At 33.8% G+C, this 16,706-nt stretch carries 16 protein-coding genes; 13 read left to right on the top strand and 3 right to left on the bottom strand.

The window, feature by feature from the left end; all coding sequences use genetic code 11:
• The first annotated feature begins 60 nt into the window (after positions 1-60).
• From B5X64_RS06705 to B5X64_RS06685, 5 genes are all read left to right on the top strand, one after another.
• Complete coding sequence (locus tag B5X64_RS06705; RefSeq protein WP_066764878.1) at positions 61-426, top strand: DUF1304 domain-containing protein; 366 nt, start codon at positions 61-63, stop codon at positions 424-426.
• 19 nt (positions 427-445) lie between these two features.
• Entirely contained in the window at positions 446-1,366 is a 921-nt protein-coding gene (locus tag B5X64_RS06700) for a hypothetical protein (RefSeq protein WP_079464492.1), read from the top strand.
• Positions 1,367-1,862: 496 nt separating this feature from the next.
• On the top strand, positions 1,863-3,113 hold the full coding sequence (locus tag B5X64_RS06695; protein ID WP_079464491.1) for a quaternary amine ABC transporter ATP-binding protein: 1,251 nt from the start codon (positions 1,863-1,865) through the stop codon (positions 3,111-3,113).
• A 1-nt stretch (position 3,114) separates the two neighbouring features.
• Positions 3,115-3,948 carry an ABC transporter permease gene (locus tag B5X64_RS06690; RefSeq protein ID WP_079464490.1) on the top strand — a complete coding sequence of 278 codons (834 nt, stop codon included), beginning with the start codon at positions 3,115-3,117 and terminating at the stop codon, positions 3,946-3,948.
• Positions 3,945-4,799, top strand: coding sequence for a glycine betaine ABC transporter substrate-binding protein (locus tag B5X64_RS06685; RefSeq protein WP_079464489.1), 855 nt, complete (start codon positions 3,945-3,947; stop codon positions 4,797-4,799). The genes B5X64_RS06690 and B5X64_RS06685 overlap by 4 nt, the downstream gene beginning before the upstream one ends.
• A 133-nt stretch (positions 4,800-4,932) precedes the next feature.
• Here B5X64_RS06685 and B5X64_RS06680 read toward each other — a convergent pair whose 3' ends face one another.
• Entirely contained in the window at positions 4,933-5,313 is a 381-nt protein-coding gene (locus B5X64_RS06680) for a winged helix-turn-helix transcriptional regulator (RefSeq protein WP_066676969.1), read from the bottom strand.
• A 92-nt stretch (positions 5,314-5,405) separates the two neighbouring features.
• On the opposite strand from B5X64_RS06680, the gene B5X64_RS06675 reads away from it, so the two are divergent.
• Positions 5,406-6,398 carry a quinone oxidoreductase family protein gene (locus B5X64_RS06675; RefSeq protein ID WP_079464488.1) on the top strand — a complete coding sequence of 331 codons (993 nt, stop codon included), beginning with the start codon at positions 5,406-5,408 and terminating at the stop codon, positions 6,396-6,398.
• Positions 6,391-6,858: a cupin domain-containing protein gene (locus B5X64_RS06670; RefSeq protein WP_079464487.1), complete on the top strand. Its 468-nt coding sequence runs from the start codon at positions 6,391-6,393 to the stop codon at positions 6,856-6,858. Before B5X64_RS06675 ends, B5X64_RS06670 begins: the two co-directional genes overlap by 8 nt.
• Before the next feature lie 77 nt (positions 6,859-6,935).
• On the opposite strand, the gene B5X64_RS06665 is transcribed toward B5X64_RS06670, so the two are convergent.
• The gene (locus B5X64_RS06665; protein WP_228418784.1) at positions 6,936-7,343 is read right to left on the bottom strand and encodes a thioredoxin domain-containing protein; all 408 of its coding nucleotides are present in this window, start codon (positions 7,341-7,343) and stop codon (positions 6,936-6,938) included.
• Between the two features lie 260 nt (positions 7,344-7,603).
• Entirely contained in the window at positions 7,604-9,676 is a 2,073-nt protein-coding gene (locus B5X64_RS06660; protein ID WP_079464485.1) for a TonB-dependent receptor plug domain-containing protein, read from the bottom strand.
• A gap of 124 nt (positions 9,677-9,800) precedes the next feature.
• On the opposite strand from B5X64_RS06660, the gene B5X64_RS06655 reads away from it, so the two are divergent.
• The 6 genes from B5X64_RS06655 to fahA all read left to right on the top strand — a co-directional run bounded on the left by B5X64_RS06655 (position 9,801) and on the right by fahA (position 16,537).
• Complete coding sequence (locus tag B5X64_RS06655) at positions 9,801-10,988, top strand: homogentisate 1,2-dioxygenase (protein WP_079464576.1); 1,188 nt, start codon at positions 9,801-9,803, stop codon at positions 10,986-10,988.
• A gap of 178 nt (positions 10,989-11,166) precedes the next feature.
• The gene (locus tag B5X64_RS06650) at positions 11,167-12,441 is read left to right on the top strand and encodes an acetyl-CoA hydrolase/transferase family protein (RefSeq protein WP_079464484.1); all 1,275 of its coding nucleotides are present in this window, start codon (positions 11,167-11,169) and stop codon (positions 12,439-12,441) included.
• Positions 12,442-12,554: 113 nt separating this feature from the next.
• Positions 12,555-13,346 (top strand): hypothetical protein, encoded by a 792-nt coding sequence (locus B5X64_RS06645; protein WP_079464483.1) that lies wholly within the window; start codon positions 12,555-12,557, stop codon positions 13,344-13,346.
• Between the two features lie 221 nt (positions 13,347-13,567).
• Positions 13,568-14,698, top strand: a complete 1,131-nt coding sequence (hppD, locus tag B5X64_RS06640; RefSeq protein ID WP_079464482.1) for a 4-hydroxyphenylpyruvate dioxygenase — start codon at positions 13,568-13,570, stop codon at positions 14,696-14,698.
• A gap of 66 nt (positions 14,699-14,764) precedes the next feature.
• Entirely contained in the window at positions 14,765-15,244 is a 480-nt protein-coding gene (locus B5X64_RS06635; RefSeq protein ID WP_079464481.1) for a hypothetical protein, read from the top strand.
• A 45-nt stretch (positions 15,245-15,289) separates the two neighbouring features.
• Entirely contained in the window at positions 15,290-16,537 is a 1,248-nt protein-coding gene (fahA, locus tag B5X64_RS06630; protein WP_079464480.1) for a fumarylacetoacetase, read from the top strand.
• The last annotated feature ends 169 nt before the right edge of the window (positions 16,538-16,706 follow it).

Raw genomic sequence — 16,706 nt, 5'->3', positions numbered from 1 at the left:
GAAATTGTGTAACCAAACTTAACTTTATTTTTTTAGTTTTACAATAACAAACAATAAATCATGGAAATCATTGCCAAAATCTTAATCGCAGTTGTCGCACTAGAACATCTTTACATTCTCTGGATGGAAATGTTTGCCTGGGAAACCAAAGGAAAAGAAGTTTTCAAAGCCGCTTTACCAGCTGAAATGTTTAAACCAACAAAAGGTTTGGCCGCCAATCAAGGTTTGTACAATGGTTTTTTAGCCGCAGGATTAATCTGGTCTTTTTTTATAGAAGATGAAAAATGGCAAACCAATATTGCTTTATTTTTCTTGAGTTGTGTGGCCGTAGCAGGAATTTATGGTGCCATTTCAGCAACGAAAAAGATATTTTTTGTTCAAGCTTTGCCTGCTATTTTAGCGATTATTGCGGTGCTTTTGAAATAATTAAATAAAAAACACGCAGATGATTAATATCCGTTTGGTGATTTTTCTTTTTATTGGAATTTCACATCTTTCTATAGCTCAAACTAAAAAAGAAATAATTTCAAAAATAATAGAATTAAATTCTCTGGACAGCTGGGACGGTATTGAAAATCCTATTCTTGAAAAAAATGGATTAAGCAACGACAGCAATTATTATAATTTTGAAAAATTAAAAAAAATAATTTCAACGGAAGAACTTCAAAAATTAACTAAACACAAAAATCAAATACTTAGATTATATGCTATTGATGAATTAATGGATAATGAAAACAAAGCTATAAATGTAAAGAAAGAAATTTTAGATGCTATTAATCATAAAAAAATAATACAAACTCATTCAGGTTGTATTGTTGACAAAGATTTTACTTATTCAATTATTTATCATAACTACTGGAGCAATGTAAGAGGAAAAGCATCAAAACCACCTCATGAAACAGATGAAAAAAAAATTGAATTAATTAATCTTAAAGCAGTAAATGAAGACATTCTTTTAAGAGAGATAAATTCTGACATTTTAAAACTCGATGAAGATCTATATTGGCTTGTTTATGACCGAGCATTTGAAGTAGAAAAATATGATGATGGTTTGAAAAAAAACATTATTAATCTTCTTTATAAATATAATAACAGTTATGCATTTCAATATTTGAAAAAAAATTATCCGAATGATTTTAATAATATTTACAAAGAATATTTTATTAGGTATTTTTCAAAAGCTACTTTTGAAAAAGTAAATCAAACTTTTTATTTACTTGATTTAGCACAATATGCTTTTGAGAATAATAACGAAGATATGAAAAAGAGAATTTTGGAAAAATTAAGAACTACCAAAGGTTGGGAAAAAGAACTGAGTGGAACTTTTGAGCATCAAATTTTCAATAAATACAATGTAAAATTGTAGCTTTTAATACTAAAAATATTTTCGCTTACATTTTCATTGACTTCCTTATATTTGGATATTTCTTCACCACAAAAACAAACTCATACTAAAGCACTATAATTCAAAGTATTCCAACCTTAAATTTCCATTAAATATAAAATCCGTAAATTTGCACCGTCATAAGAAATTGATGTACAGCTTTTTTATGCTTTCAGCATAATCATAAATTCAAGTTGTTCTGGCAAATATCTTTAATTATCCTGATGATAATTATTCTTTGATTCAATTTAAAAAAGATTGATTTCTTTTTTTTACGTAATACATTCTTTGTCAAAGTAAAACCTTTTGAAAATAATAAACATAATCATTCATTTGATATGATTTTGTATGTTTTTTGTTATTTAAAAAATGATTTTACTGTAAAAATCATACTGAACATTTTTGCTTGCGGTGACATCGCTCATTAAAGCATCATTGTCTCAATTTCTTATTTCAAATACATTAACAAAATCTGAATATGGATACAATTGATACTAATAGAAAAGTAAAACTTAAAGTTGAAGATCTGACGATAATTTTCGGAAAAAATAAAGAAAAGGCGCTAGAACTTCTGGATAAAGGTTTTTCTAAAAAAGAAATTCTTGAAAAAACAGGCTGTACGGTAGGAATCAACAAAGCAAGTTTTGAAATATACGAAGGAGAATTCTTTGTCATTATGGGTCTATCAGGAAGCGGAAAATCAACTTTACTGCGTTGTCTGAACAGACTAAATGAACCGACCGCAGGAAAAGTATATATCAATAACGATAATATTACCGATAAAAACAACAAAGATCTTCTGGAAGTAAGAAGAACAGAAATGAGTATGGTGTTTCAGAAATTCGGACTGCTACCTCATCATACTGTTTTAAGTAATGCCGCGTTCGGACTTGAAATACGAGGAGAAAGCAAAACTATCCGTGAAGAAAAAGCGCAAAAAGCATTAGATATTGTTGGTTTAAATGGTTTTGAGAACCAATTACCCTCACAGCTTTCAGGAGGTATGCAGCAAAGAGTCGGCTTAGCCAGAGCTCTAGCGAACGATCCCGAAGTTTTGTTGATGGACGAGGCTTTTTCCGCGCTCGATCCGTTGATAAAATCTGAAATGCAGGATCAGCTGCTCGAATTACAAGAAACTTTACAGAAAACAATCGTCTTTATTACTCACGATTTGGATGAAGCCATTAAAATCGGAGACCGAATTGTCATTATGAAAGACGGTGTCATTGAACAAATAGGAACTGCAGAAGACATTTTAACCAATCCGGCGAGTGATTATGTAAAAGCTTTTGTGGAAAAAGTTGACCGTAAAACGATTATCACCGCGAAATCTCTAATGTTCGATAAGCCAACTGTAGTTCGTTTCAGAAAAGATGGTCCCGAAGGTGCCCTCAGAAAAATGAGAACTACAGGTTTGGAAACTTTACCCGTCGTTGATTTTCAAAATAAATTTCTGGGTTTTGTGACGCTTAGTGATATTGTTCAAATCGCAAAGAAAAAAGAACCCACTGTTGAATCGGTGATCAACAGTAATGTTCCTTCGGTATATCAGGAAGCCACCGTCGAAGAAATGCTTCCTTTGATTTCGGGAAGCAAATCAGCGATTGCTGTGGTAGATGAAACCAATAAATTTTTAGGTCTGGTCACTCAATTATCACTCATCATCGAGGCTACCAAGTTTAATGAAGAAGAGATTATTGAATTAAAAGAAATCGCAAACAACCAATAAGATGAATAAAACTATAGATATAGGTCAATATGTAGAAACTGCTATCAATTGGCTAACAGATAATGCAAAACCTTTCTTTGATGTCATAAAAAATGTCGGCAACTCCTCAATCTTGGGAATTGAGTGGGCTTTGGTCAACACTCCCTTTTATATCATCATTGTACTTTTCACATTATTAGCTTTATGGAAGGCAGGAAAAGGAACAGCCATTATGACGGCAGCCGGACTTACTTTAATATTTTTAATGGGATTCTGGAAAGAAACCATGGAGACATTAGCACTTATTTTTGTGGCAACACTTACCGCATTAATCCTTTCCATTCCTCTCGGAATATGGGCGGCTAAAAATCATTTTGCAGCAAAAATTATTCGTCCATTACTCGATTTAATGCAGACAATGCCTGCTTTCGTTTACTTAATTCCTGCTGTATTATTTTTCAGTATCGGTAAAGTTCCGGGTGCATTTGCAACGATTATTTTTGCCATGCCACCTGCAGTACGTTTAACGACTTTGGGAATCGAATCTGTTCCTAAAGATATTGTAGAAGCAGCCCGAGCTTTCGGAGCCACCAATCGTCAAATCTTATTTAAAGTAGAACTTCCTTTGGCTATGAACACAATTTTAGCAGGAATCAATCAAACTATTTTATTATCATTATCAATGGTTGTAATCGCGGGAATGATTGCAGCAGGCGGTTTAGGTGAAAAAGTTTTAGAAGGAATTAATAATCTGGATATCGGTTTAGGATTTGAAAGTGGTTTATCTGTAGTAATTTTAGCCATTATTCTCGACCGGATTACTCAAGGATTTGTAAAGAAAAAAACAGCAAAATGAAAAGAATAAATTATTTATTATTAATTACTTCTGTTATCATTTTAGGAGTATTTAATTCTTGTAAAAATTTAAAAAATTCAAAATATATCAACATCGGAATGGTCGATGGTTGGGCAGAAGATGTCGCAATGACACACGTTGTAAAAGCTATTTTGGATGAACAGGGATATCATGTTGTCATTCAGAAAGCTTCCACAGATATGATTCTCGCTTCAATGAATAACGAAGATACAGACCTTTTTTTAGGGGTTTGGCTACCTTATACTCATGCAAGTAAAATAGCTAAGTTCCCGGAGTTGACCAACCTTGGAACAAATTATGACAACGGAAAGATCGGTTTAGTAGTTCCCGATTATGTTCCCATAAAATCTATTGAAGAATTGCCGAAATATGAGGAGAAATTCAAACACAGAATCATCGGTATAGAAAAAGGAGCCGGAATAACCTCGGCAACAGATAGAGCTATTATTGATTACGAACTAAATTATAGACAGATCAATTCTTCTACAATCGCGATGATTACCGAGCTTCAGAATGCAATAAAACGTAAAGAATGGATTGTTGTTGCAGGATGGCAACCTCATTGGATGTTTGGTAAAATGAAATTAAAATTTCTCGAAGACCCGAAAAAAACATTTGGGGAAGCTGAAAAAATTAAAACCTACAGCAGAAAAAGTTTCGGAAAAGATCATCCAGAATTAACAAAATTCTTTGCTAAAATGTATTTTGATAACCAAACCATGACCGATCTATTAACTAAAATGGAAAACAGTAAAGACAAAGATGCCACTGCTAAGGAATGGGTTAAAGATCATTCTGAACTCGTCAATTCCTGGTTGGATAAAAACTGATTTTAATAAAATTATTTTATAGTTTCTCTCGCAGGTTTTGCAGATAGCGCAGGTTTTTTTTAGAAAGAATCATCTGTTAAATCAGCTTAATCTGCGAGAGATTTTATATTTATCCCAATAAAAAGCTTGGTTCTCAAGAGCTCATAGATTCCTTAATTTTTTCCCGGTGAATCAATCCCCAATTCACCAAAGTTTCAGTAACCGGAAAAACAGATTTCCCATATTCTGTAACCGCATACGTTACGGTAATCGGCTTTGTATCCTGAATCGTTCGGGTGATTAATAAATTTATTTCCAGTTCTTTCAATTCTTTGCTCAGCATTTTTGCAGAAATTCCGTCAATTCCTCGTTCCAGTTTTTTAAAATGAATATTTTGATCTGTACGATTGGTTAAATATCGTAGAATCATCAGCTTCCATTTCCCACCTAAAACATCCAGACTGTCGCGCATAGCGAATAATTCTTCAGTACAATTCGCTTCCCTTTCTACTCCATTTTCTATAATCTTTGCCATCAATAGTTACTTTAATGTTACTAGTTACCAAGAGTTAATTAATAACAAATATAAACTATTCTGTTTCTACATTTGTACTTCAATTGACAATTATGAAAGCAGTTATTTTAAATACAAATTTACAATTGGAAGATGGCTTTGTCGAAAAACCTCAACCAAAAAGCAACGAAGTTTTAATACAAATTAAAGCCAGCGGTTTTAATCCGATCGATTATCAAATGCTGGAAAACGAGTTGGAAAGAAAGCTCATCAGTTCCCCGACTTTAGGACGCGAACTTTCAGGAATTATTATCGACAAAGGAAATGATGTTACTCAATTCAATATTGGAGATGAAGTTTTTTGTGGAAGCGGCTCTATGGGAAGCAACGGAACTTATGCAGAATTCATCGCTGTTCCGGAAGCGATTACAGCCTTGAAACCTAAAAATATTTCTTTTGAACAGGCAGCTGCAATTCCGTCAGTTGGAATGACCGCTTTACAGATTTTTAATCGTTTAAAGCTTAACCAAAATGATTCTATATTCATTACAGGAGCCGTTGGCGGTGTTGGATCTTTTTTAATTAAACTTTTATTGGCTCATAATTTCAGCAACATCACTGCAACGGTCGGAACTGAAGAAAACAGAAACATTCTATTGAAAATGGGATTGAAAAACCATCAAATAATTAATTATAAAAATGAAAATCTGGTCGAAAATATTCTCAATGCCAATAACAATCATTTTTTTGATGTTGGAATTGATCTGGTCGGAAATTATATGTCAGAAATCACCGCAAAAGTTCTACAGATCAATGGAACTTATGTCGATGTAACGGCTTTAACCAATAAAGAATCGCGCGAAACGCTTTTCAATAAAGGAAATATAATCATGAATATTTCAAATTATGCATATGCAATGATCCAAAATTATCAATATTACCAAAACAGTTTAAATGAAATTTCAAGACTGATTGAACATGAAATTATAACTCCTCCTAATTATAAAAACATAGGAAGTCTTTCTCTGGAAACCGTTTTAAAAGCTCATTCGATGCTAAAAAACAATCAAACTCAAGGACATAAATTAATAATGACTCATGAATAAAATACCAAGAAGAATTGTAACAGGAATTGAGAACGGAAGATCAACCATCATCGAAGATCAGCAAGTTGAAAACGTTGTAGAACATCTTCCGGGCTTAATCATTTCAGACATTTGGAATACTCAGAAAATGCCTGCGAGTTTAGATTTTGAAACTCAAATTCCCAATACAGGATTTCCACAAACACCAAAAAACGGAACCTATTTCAGATATGTTTCCATTCCGCCTGACAAAGATCTCGGAGTGGAATTTAAAGCTGGAGAACCTCATCCAATGATGCATCAAACTCAGACTTTAGATTATATCATCATACTTTCCGGCGAATTGTATTTGATTATGGAAGAAGGAGAAACGCTGTTGAAAGCCGGAGATATTGTTATCCAAAAAGGAACCAATCATGCCTGGAGCAACCGTTCTGATGAGGCTTGCATCCAATTGGCGGTGTTGATTGATGCAGAATAATTTCTTTCGCAGATTTCTTTTTTTAACTATTTATACACAATCATCTGCTAAATCAGCAAAATCTGCGCGAAATAAAATTAAAGTTTTAAAATTTCATCAAGTTTTTGTTTCAAATCATTTGATTTAAATTGTCCTTCATGATAATACACCAACTCCTGATCTTCATTTAAAATGATCCATAACGGATAAACAGGCTGGTTTTTATTTTTAGATAAAGCTAAAGCCAGCTCATGAATTCCGGAGTTTCCGTTGGGTAAATAATTGAATTCTTTTCCCTGAAAATTTACTTTCTCTCTTGTTTTTTCAGCTTCAAAATTGATGAAATAAAAATTCTCATTGATCATTTTAACCAATTCTTTGTCTTTATTTAATTGAAAAGATTCAATCTTGCAGACAGCACACCAATCGGTATAAATATGAATAATCGTAGGTTTTGCTTTTTCCTGTTGCTGAATTTCCCAATCCAAAAAAGTGCTGATTTTCATCTGTGAAAGACAAAAACCAGGCACTAACATTAAAAATAAAAATATTAAGTTTTTCACTTTATCAAATTGTTAATTATCAATATTAAATTTATTTTAACACAAAGATTAATAAATCGATAAATTTTTCAAGGAAGATTGCGACAAGTAGCTGATGAAGCTTGAAAAACTTTCGCTTAAATCAATTTATTGATTATCCTTTGCACCTTAAATATTTAAGTTTAAAAAATAAATCTTTGCGTTAAAACATATACACATCAGCCTTATTTCAAAATATATTTTACTCCTAAAAAACCTCTTATTTTCTGCATCGGCGCATATCCATACGTCGTATCAAAAGTATAACGATTTGGGTTAGAGATTGGGTCGTCAACATTTTTATCAAACGGATCAAATGGTCGCATTAATGGATCTTTTGGCGTGAAATTGAATAGATTTTTAATTCCGCAATACACTTCAAATCCGGATTTAAAACTTTTCGAAACCTGAATATTCGCAAGATTATAAAACGGAGAATATTCCGGTCGGTAATCATTCGGTAAAACCGGCAATCGCATCGGTCCATAAAATTGCCCTGTAAAATCTATCGTCAAATTACTTTGGAATTTATACGTCAGACTGTATGTTCCACTCCATTTTGGGGCATGAAGCTGTTGGGATTTTTCAGTTTCACCATCAAATTTTTGGTAAACATCTAAATAGGTGACCCCAAGATTTACGCTTAACGGAAAATTAAAACTATAATCTACATTCATCGAAGCTCCTCTTGAAATTCCATAGCCATTAAGATTATCATAAATAATTTTCTCAGGATTCGTATCAAAATCGCCGACAATCTTATTGCTGAAATAGGTGTAAAACGCAGAAGCATCCAAATTAATCAACTTGTCACCAACAGGAATTTTCCAGACATAATTCAGATTTCCGTTAACCGACTTTTCCGGTTTTAAATTAGACTGAATCACAACATCTCGCGAACCCGTCAAAGCAGCATGATCTTCTGTAAATAAATTCACAACTCTGAAACCTGTCCCAAAATTGAAACGCAAAGTATGATAAGGATTCGGGGAAAACTTCCATGCAAAACGCGGTGAATGTACAGCATGATGAATCTTATCGTAATCAAATCGATATCCCAACAACAAGGTATTTTTTTCATTGATCTCCCATTGATCCTGAATAAAAGCTCCTAAAATCGGTGATTTCATCGGTTCGTTGGTCAATCCATCGCTTGATAAAGTTCCGGGCGTGTTGTCATCATAAAAAGTTCTTTTGAAAGTTACTCCTAAAATCAAATCATGATTTCCTAGTTTTTTATCCCAATACGTTTGTGCAAAAGCTACTTTTTGAGTCGCTTCAAAAGGATTGGTTCCGTAAAAAGAATTCTGGTCATGAAAATTGTAAGAAAACTGCGTCACAATATTTTCTTTCATCGGCCATTGATAGGCTCCAAAAGCTTCTACCCGATTGGTATAAATACTTTCACCATAAACCTCATCGCTTCCACGATACGATTTATTCCACTGCATTTCTCCGCCAAAACGGTCTTCATACAAATATCTTAATGCAAAACTCGCCTGTCGGTTTTCTTTTCTTTTGAAATTCCATTTATTGAAAATTGAAATTCTATTTTGTAACGCTGCATCGGTGAAATTGTCTTTATTTTCGTCGAATCTTTTGGTTGAATTAAAATAATTTAAACTTAAAAGTGAAGCTATTTTTTCAGATACATTAAATTTCGTAGACAAATCGACATTATTTTCAGCCCAGCCTGTTGTCATTAAATCGACACTTAATTTCGGAGCTGTCAAAGCATTTTTAGTAATAATATTGATGACTCCACCCATTGCTTCAGAGCCATAAAGTGACGAAGCCGGACCTTTTACCACTTCAATTCTGTCAATTAAACTATTCGGAATTCCGCTCAAACCATAGACTGTAGAAAGTGAGCTTACAATCGGCATTCCATCGATCAAAATCATTGTATAAGGTCCTTCCAAACCGTTAATGTGAATATCTCCTGTATTACAAACCGAACAATTCAACTGAGGTTTTACGCCGTTTACCATCGCAATTGCTTCAAAAACATTCGGAGTTGGATTTTTCTGGAAAAATTTCTGACTGTAAATCTCCACTGCAACCGGGCTTTTCGATTTACTAATTGGCTTTATCGTTCCGGTAATGACAACATCATCGATATCTTTTGTTTTAATTTCTTTTTTCTCAGAAATTTTAACAGAATCTGCTTTTTGAGTTTTATTTAAATCTAAACTGTCTGCCTGCTGAGCAAAACAAAACGACGATAAAAAAACTACAGAAAATAATATTCGCTTCATGAAATAAAATTGTTAGACAAAACTAACATTTATTTTTAGAACGACAAAACTTAAATAAAATTTGTTTTTAAATTTCAATTCATTAAAAAATATTAAATTTGAAATTCTAGATATAAAAGTAAAAATGAGATACCATCAGTCGGGAAATATCCCTCAAAAAAGGCATACAATTTTCAAATCTCCTGAAGACAAATTCTACTATGAGCAACTTTTCGGAACGGAAGGTTTTCATGGAATTTCTTCTTTGCTGTATCACATTCATCGCCCTACTCAAATCAAATCGATTGGCGAACCGAAAGATGTGACTCCGAAAATTGCCGTAGACAAAAACGTAACTCCAAGAATGTTTAAAGGAATGAATGTAACTCCTGAAGACGATTTTATGGACAGCCGAAAGTTTCTTTTGGTGAACAATGATCTGAAAATGGGATTGGCGAAACCGAGAAAATCAATGGATTATTTCTACAAAAACGCTGAGTGTGATGAGCTTTTGTACGTTCATAACGGAAGCGGAACTTTGAAAACTTTTGTGGGTAATCTTGAATTTTCTTTTGGCGATTATCTGATCATTCCGAGAGGAACAATTTATCAGGTTGAATTAAATTCTGACGACACAGTATTTTTTGTTGTCGAAAGTCACTCACCGATTTACACGCCAAAAAGATACAGAAACGAATTTGGACAGCTTTTGGAACATTCTCCATTCTGCGAAAGAGATATCATCGCTCCTACTTTTGTTGAACCTAAAGATGAAAAAGGAGAATTTTTAATTAAAGTAAAAAAAGAAAACCAAATTACTGATTTCATTTATGCAACGCATCCATTCGATGTTGTAGGTTGGGACGGTTATTTTTATCCTTATAAATTCAATATCAAAAACTTCGAACCGATTACAGGAAGAATCCACCAACCACCACCAGTTCACCAGACTTTTGAGGCACATAATTTTGTAGTTTGTTCTTTTTGTGCAAGAATGTATGATTATCATCCGATGGCCATTCCTGCACCTTACAACCACTCGAATATAGATTCTGACGAAGTTTTATTTTACACAGAAGGTGATTTTATGAGCCGAAACCATATCGATCTAATGGATTTCACCCTTCATCCGGGAGGAATCGTTCACGGACCTCATCCTGGAGCAATGGAAAGAAGTATTGGTAAAAAATTCACTGAAGAATATGCTGTAATGGTAGACCCTTTTAGACCTTTAAAAATCACGGAAGAAGCAATGAAAGTGGAAGACCCTTCTTACAAAACTTCTTGGCTGGAAAGCGAAGACCATAGTTTGGAAGATCGTTCACAAGAATAGTTTTCTATTATTTAGAATTATAAAAGGACTGAATTTATACATTCAGTCCTTTATTTTTTATAAAGTTTCACTAAAACATGATAAATATTTTCTATTATTTATTTTCCGTACAAACAATATGAAGTAACTTTAAAGAATCAAAGAAAACCTTAGAATTATAACTGTAAAATTTTAGAAAATGTACAATTATATTAGTGCAGAAGAAGCTGTATATACTGTAAAAAGCGGAAACCGTGTATTCTTTCATGGAAGTGCATGTACCCCGAATCATTTAATTGACGAATTAGCAAGACAGTCGCACCGTGTTGATAATGTAGAAATTGTTTCTATTACCCAACAGGGAAATGTGGAAGTTGCCAAACCTGAATACAAAGATAAATTTTTCGTCAATTCTTTGTTTGTTTCCACACCTGTAAGAGATGCAGTGAATTCTGACAGAGGTGATTTCGTCCCTGTTTTTTTAAGTGAAATCCCTATTCTTTTCAGAAAAAATATTTTACCGCTTGATGTAGCTTTCATTACGGTTTCTCCGCCTGACAAACACGGTTTCTGTACATTGGGAACTTCTGTGGATGTTGCAAGAGCGGCCGTAGATACTGCTCAAACCATTGTTGCTATTGTTAATCCTTTAATGCCGAGAACTCATGGTGACGGAATGATCCACATCAGCAAAATTCATAAACTGGTTTGGCACGAAGAAGAACTTCCAACTGTTGATTACGGTGCCAAAGTAGGTCCTGACGAAATGCTGGTTGGGAAAAACGTTGCTGAATTAATTGATGATAGATCGACTCTTCAAATGGGAATCGGAACGATTCCGGATGCCGTTTTAAAATGTTTAGGAAATCATAAAGACCTTGGGGTACACACCGAAATGCTGAGCGACGGAGTGATTGATTTAATTCAAAACGACGTTATTAACAATAAATACAAAGGTTATCACAATAATAAAACCATTACAAGTTTCTGTTTCGGAACAAAAAAATTGTACGATTACGTAGACGACAATACCGTTTTCGCGTTCAATGATGTAAGTGCGGTGAATTTTCCGATCAATATCATGAGAAACAAAAAAATGGTTGCAATTAATTCTGCTATTGAAATTGATTTAACCGGACAGGTTTGTGCTGATTCTATCGGAACGATGCAGTACAGCGGAATCGGCGGACAAATGGATTTCATGAGAGGTGCCGCTTTAAGTGAGGACGGAAAACCAATTATTGCCATTACTTCAAGAACGAAAAGAGGAGTTTCCAGAATCGTTCCTTTCCTGAAACAAGGAGCAGGAGTAGTAACTACGAGAGGTCATATTCATTGGGTGGTAACCGAATACGGAAGTGTTTATCTTTACGGGAAAAACCTTCGCCAAAGAGCTCAGGAATTGATCAGCATTGCACATCCCGACGATCGAGAAATGCTGGAAAGAGCAGCTTATGAGAGGTTTAAACATTAATAAAATCTAAAATATAGCTTTTCAAACAAAAAAAATTCTTACATTAGTTAAAATAACCATGAAGTTTTTGGCAATCATTTGTCAAAAACTTTTGTTGTTTAAATATTACACTAATGAAGACGATTTATAATTCTATAAAAGAAAAAGTTGCAAAGCATCCGAAAATTCAAGATTCAGTTTTAGGAACAGTAAATGAATGGAAAAGGAGTCATTACATCATTCTTTCAGAAATCATAAAAGAAGAATTAGCATCATCTGAAGAACTCAAAAGCGATAAACGATTTGAGCTGGGAAATACAATTTCACACATCACCTTACAGCGTTTTTTTGAAAACGATTATCAAGATAAAACCCACAATGACCTACGTTTTTTTAAAACACTTGATAAAATATGCATTTTTTTAGGCTTTAAAGATCTCAACTCATACATACATGATATTAAAGAAAATCAAATACTCGAAGAAAAAGTAAGCAGCGATATTTTTTCAATCGATATTGTTTATCAGTATTGCGAAGCGGTTTTTAAGTTATATAAAAATTTTCCTACATTAAAAATAGAGTTATTCAAAGATTGGGTATTTGACAATTCTCCGTTTCTTGAGAGAGCTTCGGCTTTCAGTAAAGAGCTTTGTGAAAGACAGTTTGAACTTGTCACCAAAAACAATCGTTCAAATTTTGAAATATTTGATGTAAACATTATAACAGATGATCCCGATAAAAAGATTCTTGAAACCCAGGAATTTTGGAATCTTCTCTTCAAAGTTGGAGAAACCGGGGAAGAGCACTTTGTGAACCAGCTCAACACCCAAATTTATTTTATCCGCAAAATAGATAATGAGTGGAAAATATGGGATAATTACAATCCAGATGCAGGAAGACTAAATAATAAAAATCAAAAGCCGTAAATAATTACGGCTTTCTTTGTTTGAAATAATTTTGTTTTCCACATCCTGTATCTTTAACAAATATAAAGTAAATAATAAAATAACAATAAACTTAAACATACTTAAACAAACTTTAATATTAATTGAAAATAACACAATCGATTGCATAACAATTTTGTTTTTAATTATTTACAGGAATTTTGTAATTTGCAAACCATTAAATAAAAGTAAAAATAGAAAATATGTCAACATTAACATTTGCCGAAAAAATTGCTCAAGCTGAGAATTTTTTACCAATTAATGGTACAGATTACATTGAATTTTATGTAGGAAACGCTAAGCAAGCGGCTCATTATTATAAAACAGCATTTGGTTTCCAGTCTGTTGCTTATGCAGGTCCTGAAACAGGTGTAAGAGATCGCGCATCTTATGTTCTACAGCAGGGAAAAATCAGATTGATTCTTACAACAGGTCTTAAGTCTGACTCTCCAATCAATGAGCATGTAAAAAAACACGGTGATGGTGTTAAAATTTTGGCACTTTGGGTAGATGATGCCTATTCAGCTTTCGAAGAAACTACAAAAAGAGGTGGAAAACCATATTTAGAGCCAGTAACTTTAACTGATGAGCACGGTGAAGTAAGAATGTCCGGAATTTATACTTACGGAGAAACAGTTCACATGTTTATCGAGAGAAAAAATTATACAGGTCCTTTCATGCCTGGTTATCAAAAATGGGAAAGCGCTTACCAACCGGAAGAAGCTGGTTTATTATACGTTGATCACTGTGTAGGAAACGTAGATTGGGACAGAATGATCCCAACTGTAGAATGGTACGAAAAAGTAATGGGGTTTGTAAACATCCTATCTTTTGATGACAAGCAAATCAACACCGAATATTCTGCTTTGATGTCTAAAGTAATGTCAAACGGAAATGGTTTCGCAAAATTTCCGATCAATGAACCTGCAGAAGGTAAAAAGAAATCTCAGGTAGAAGAATATCTAGATTTCTACGAAGGCGAAGGTGTACAACACATCGCTGTTGCAACAAAAGATATCATTCATACCGTAACTGAGTTGAAGAAACGTGGTGTAGAATTCCTTTCAGCTCCACCAGAAGCTTATTACGAATTGGTTCCTGAAAGAGTTGGCCATATCGATGAAGATCTTAAAAAACTTCAGTCTTTAGGTATACTTATTGATCATGACGAAGAAGGATACCTACTTCAGATCTTCACGAAGCCGGTAGAAGACCGTCCTACTCTATTCTTCGAGATTATTGAAAGACACGGTGCACAAAGTTTTGGTGCAGGTAACTTCAAAGCATTATTCGAAGCATTAGAAAGAGAACAGGAAAAAAGAGGAAATCTTTAATCTAAAAGCATAAACAGAGTTTTGTCAGGATGCAGATCCTGACAAAATTTTTATAAACACAGAATCATGAACAAAATTTTCAGTGGAGTACTACTTATCGGAACTATTTTTTTTGCCAACGCTCAATACGGATCTTTGGATGCTATTCTCACAAAACTGGAGGAAAGAAAAGGTATTAATCAAAATTTAACCGATGTTAATATTGACGGTAAAAAATTTGTTTTGATCAAAGATTTCGCCGACCACACCGAAAGAAATTTCATCGTCATTAAAGGAAAAAATGCAACATACGTTGAAATGTTTGACGATAAAGCGACCAACGAAAGTACCTCTAATGTATTTTCTGGTGATATTGTGAGAAGCCGAAAAAATATCATTTCGCTGAGAGCGGATTTGCTTGAAAACAAAAAAGTTCCGATCCCTGTTACCAAAACACTTTTACTTACCAGACAAGATAACATCTTGTACCTTATCGACGTCAACAACAAAGACAGATGGATCGACGAAGAATCCTTTTCTAACCCAAAGATTAAAGCTAAAAAGTAAAATCATTATCGGTTTTATTCTAATCTAAATTAAATTACAAAAATTATGAAATCATTTGTAGAGTATTCATCTAATTCAGACTTTTCAATTCATAACATTCCTTTCGGAGTAGCGGTTTTCGATAAAGAATTCATAGGATGCGCCACAAGAATCGGAGATCAGATTATTGATCTTGCAACTTTGTACGATCTTGGATTTTTTGAAGGAATTAAAGATCTTGATGATAATATTTTTGAAGCTTATACTTTAAACGAATTTATCGAACTGGGAAAACCTGTTACCAATGCGGTACGTCTTAAAATACAGGAATTATTGCTTGAAGGTTCTATTTTATCTAAGGATGAAAAAACAATCGAAGAAGCATTTTACGATATAGATCAGGTAAAAATGATGATGCCTATTCACATTCCAAATTACACTGATTTCTACAGCAGCATCGAGCACGCAACCAATGTTGGGAAAATGTTCAGAGATCCTGAAAATGCACTACTTCCAAACTGGAAACATTTACCGGTAGGCTATCACGGAAGAGCTTCATCAATTGTAGTTTCAGGAACGGAAATTAACCGTCCAAAAGGTCAGATGAAACCAGCAGATGCAGACAAGCCGGTTTTCGGACCTTGCAAACAATTGGATTTTGAATTGGAAATGGCATTCATTGTCAACAAAAATACCGAAATGGGAGAAAGCATCTCTACAAAAGATGCCGAAGACGCTATTTTCGGAATGGTCGTTTTCAACGACTGGTCAGCAAGAGACATCCAATCTTGGGAATATGTTCCATTAGGACCATTTTTGGCGAAAAATTTCGGTTCATCAGTTTCTCCATGGGTAGTTACTTTAGAAGCTTTAGAACCATTCAAAACAACTTCTCCAACGCAAGATCCTGAAGTTTTAGATTATTTAAAATTTGAAGGGGATAAAAATTACGATATCAATTTGGAAGTTTATTTACAGCCTGAAAATGGTGAAGAAAACCTAATTTCTGAAAGCAATTACAAACACATGTACTGGAATATGACGCAACAATTGGCTCATCACACGGTAAATGGTTGTAACGTTGAAGTTGGTGATCTATATGCAAGTGGAACTATTTCAGGAAGTGATCCAAAATCTTTCGGTTCTATGCTAGAATTAACTTGGAGAGGGCAAAACCCAATTCAACTAAGCAATGGACAGGAAAGGAAATTCATCGACGATAACGACACGGTAACTATGAAAGCTTGGGCTGAAAAAGATGGTGTAAGAGTTGGTTTCGGTGAAGTTGCTGGTAAAATTATTCCAACGAAATAATTATATTTTTAAACAAGAATATTTAGATGCTTCGACAGGCTGAGCATGACACCGCTAAAAACATTCTGCAAAACAGTTAGTATTAGAAATGTCATGCTGAGCGAAGTCGAAGCATCTTTTTTAAACATAATTTGAATACTTAAGCCTAATTAAGTGTAAAATAATAAAA

Source organism: Chryseobacterium balustinum (genome assembly GCF_900168205.1).
Taxonomy (GTDB): domain Bacteria; phylum Bacteroidota; class Bacteroidia; order Flavobacteriales; family Weeksellaceae; genus Chryseobacterium; species Chryseobacterium balustinum.
This window is presented reverse-complemented; position numbering and strand designations above follow the sequence as displayed.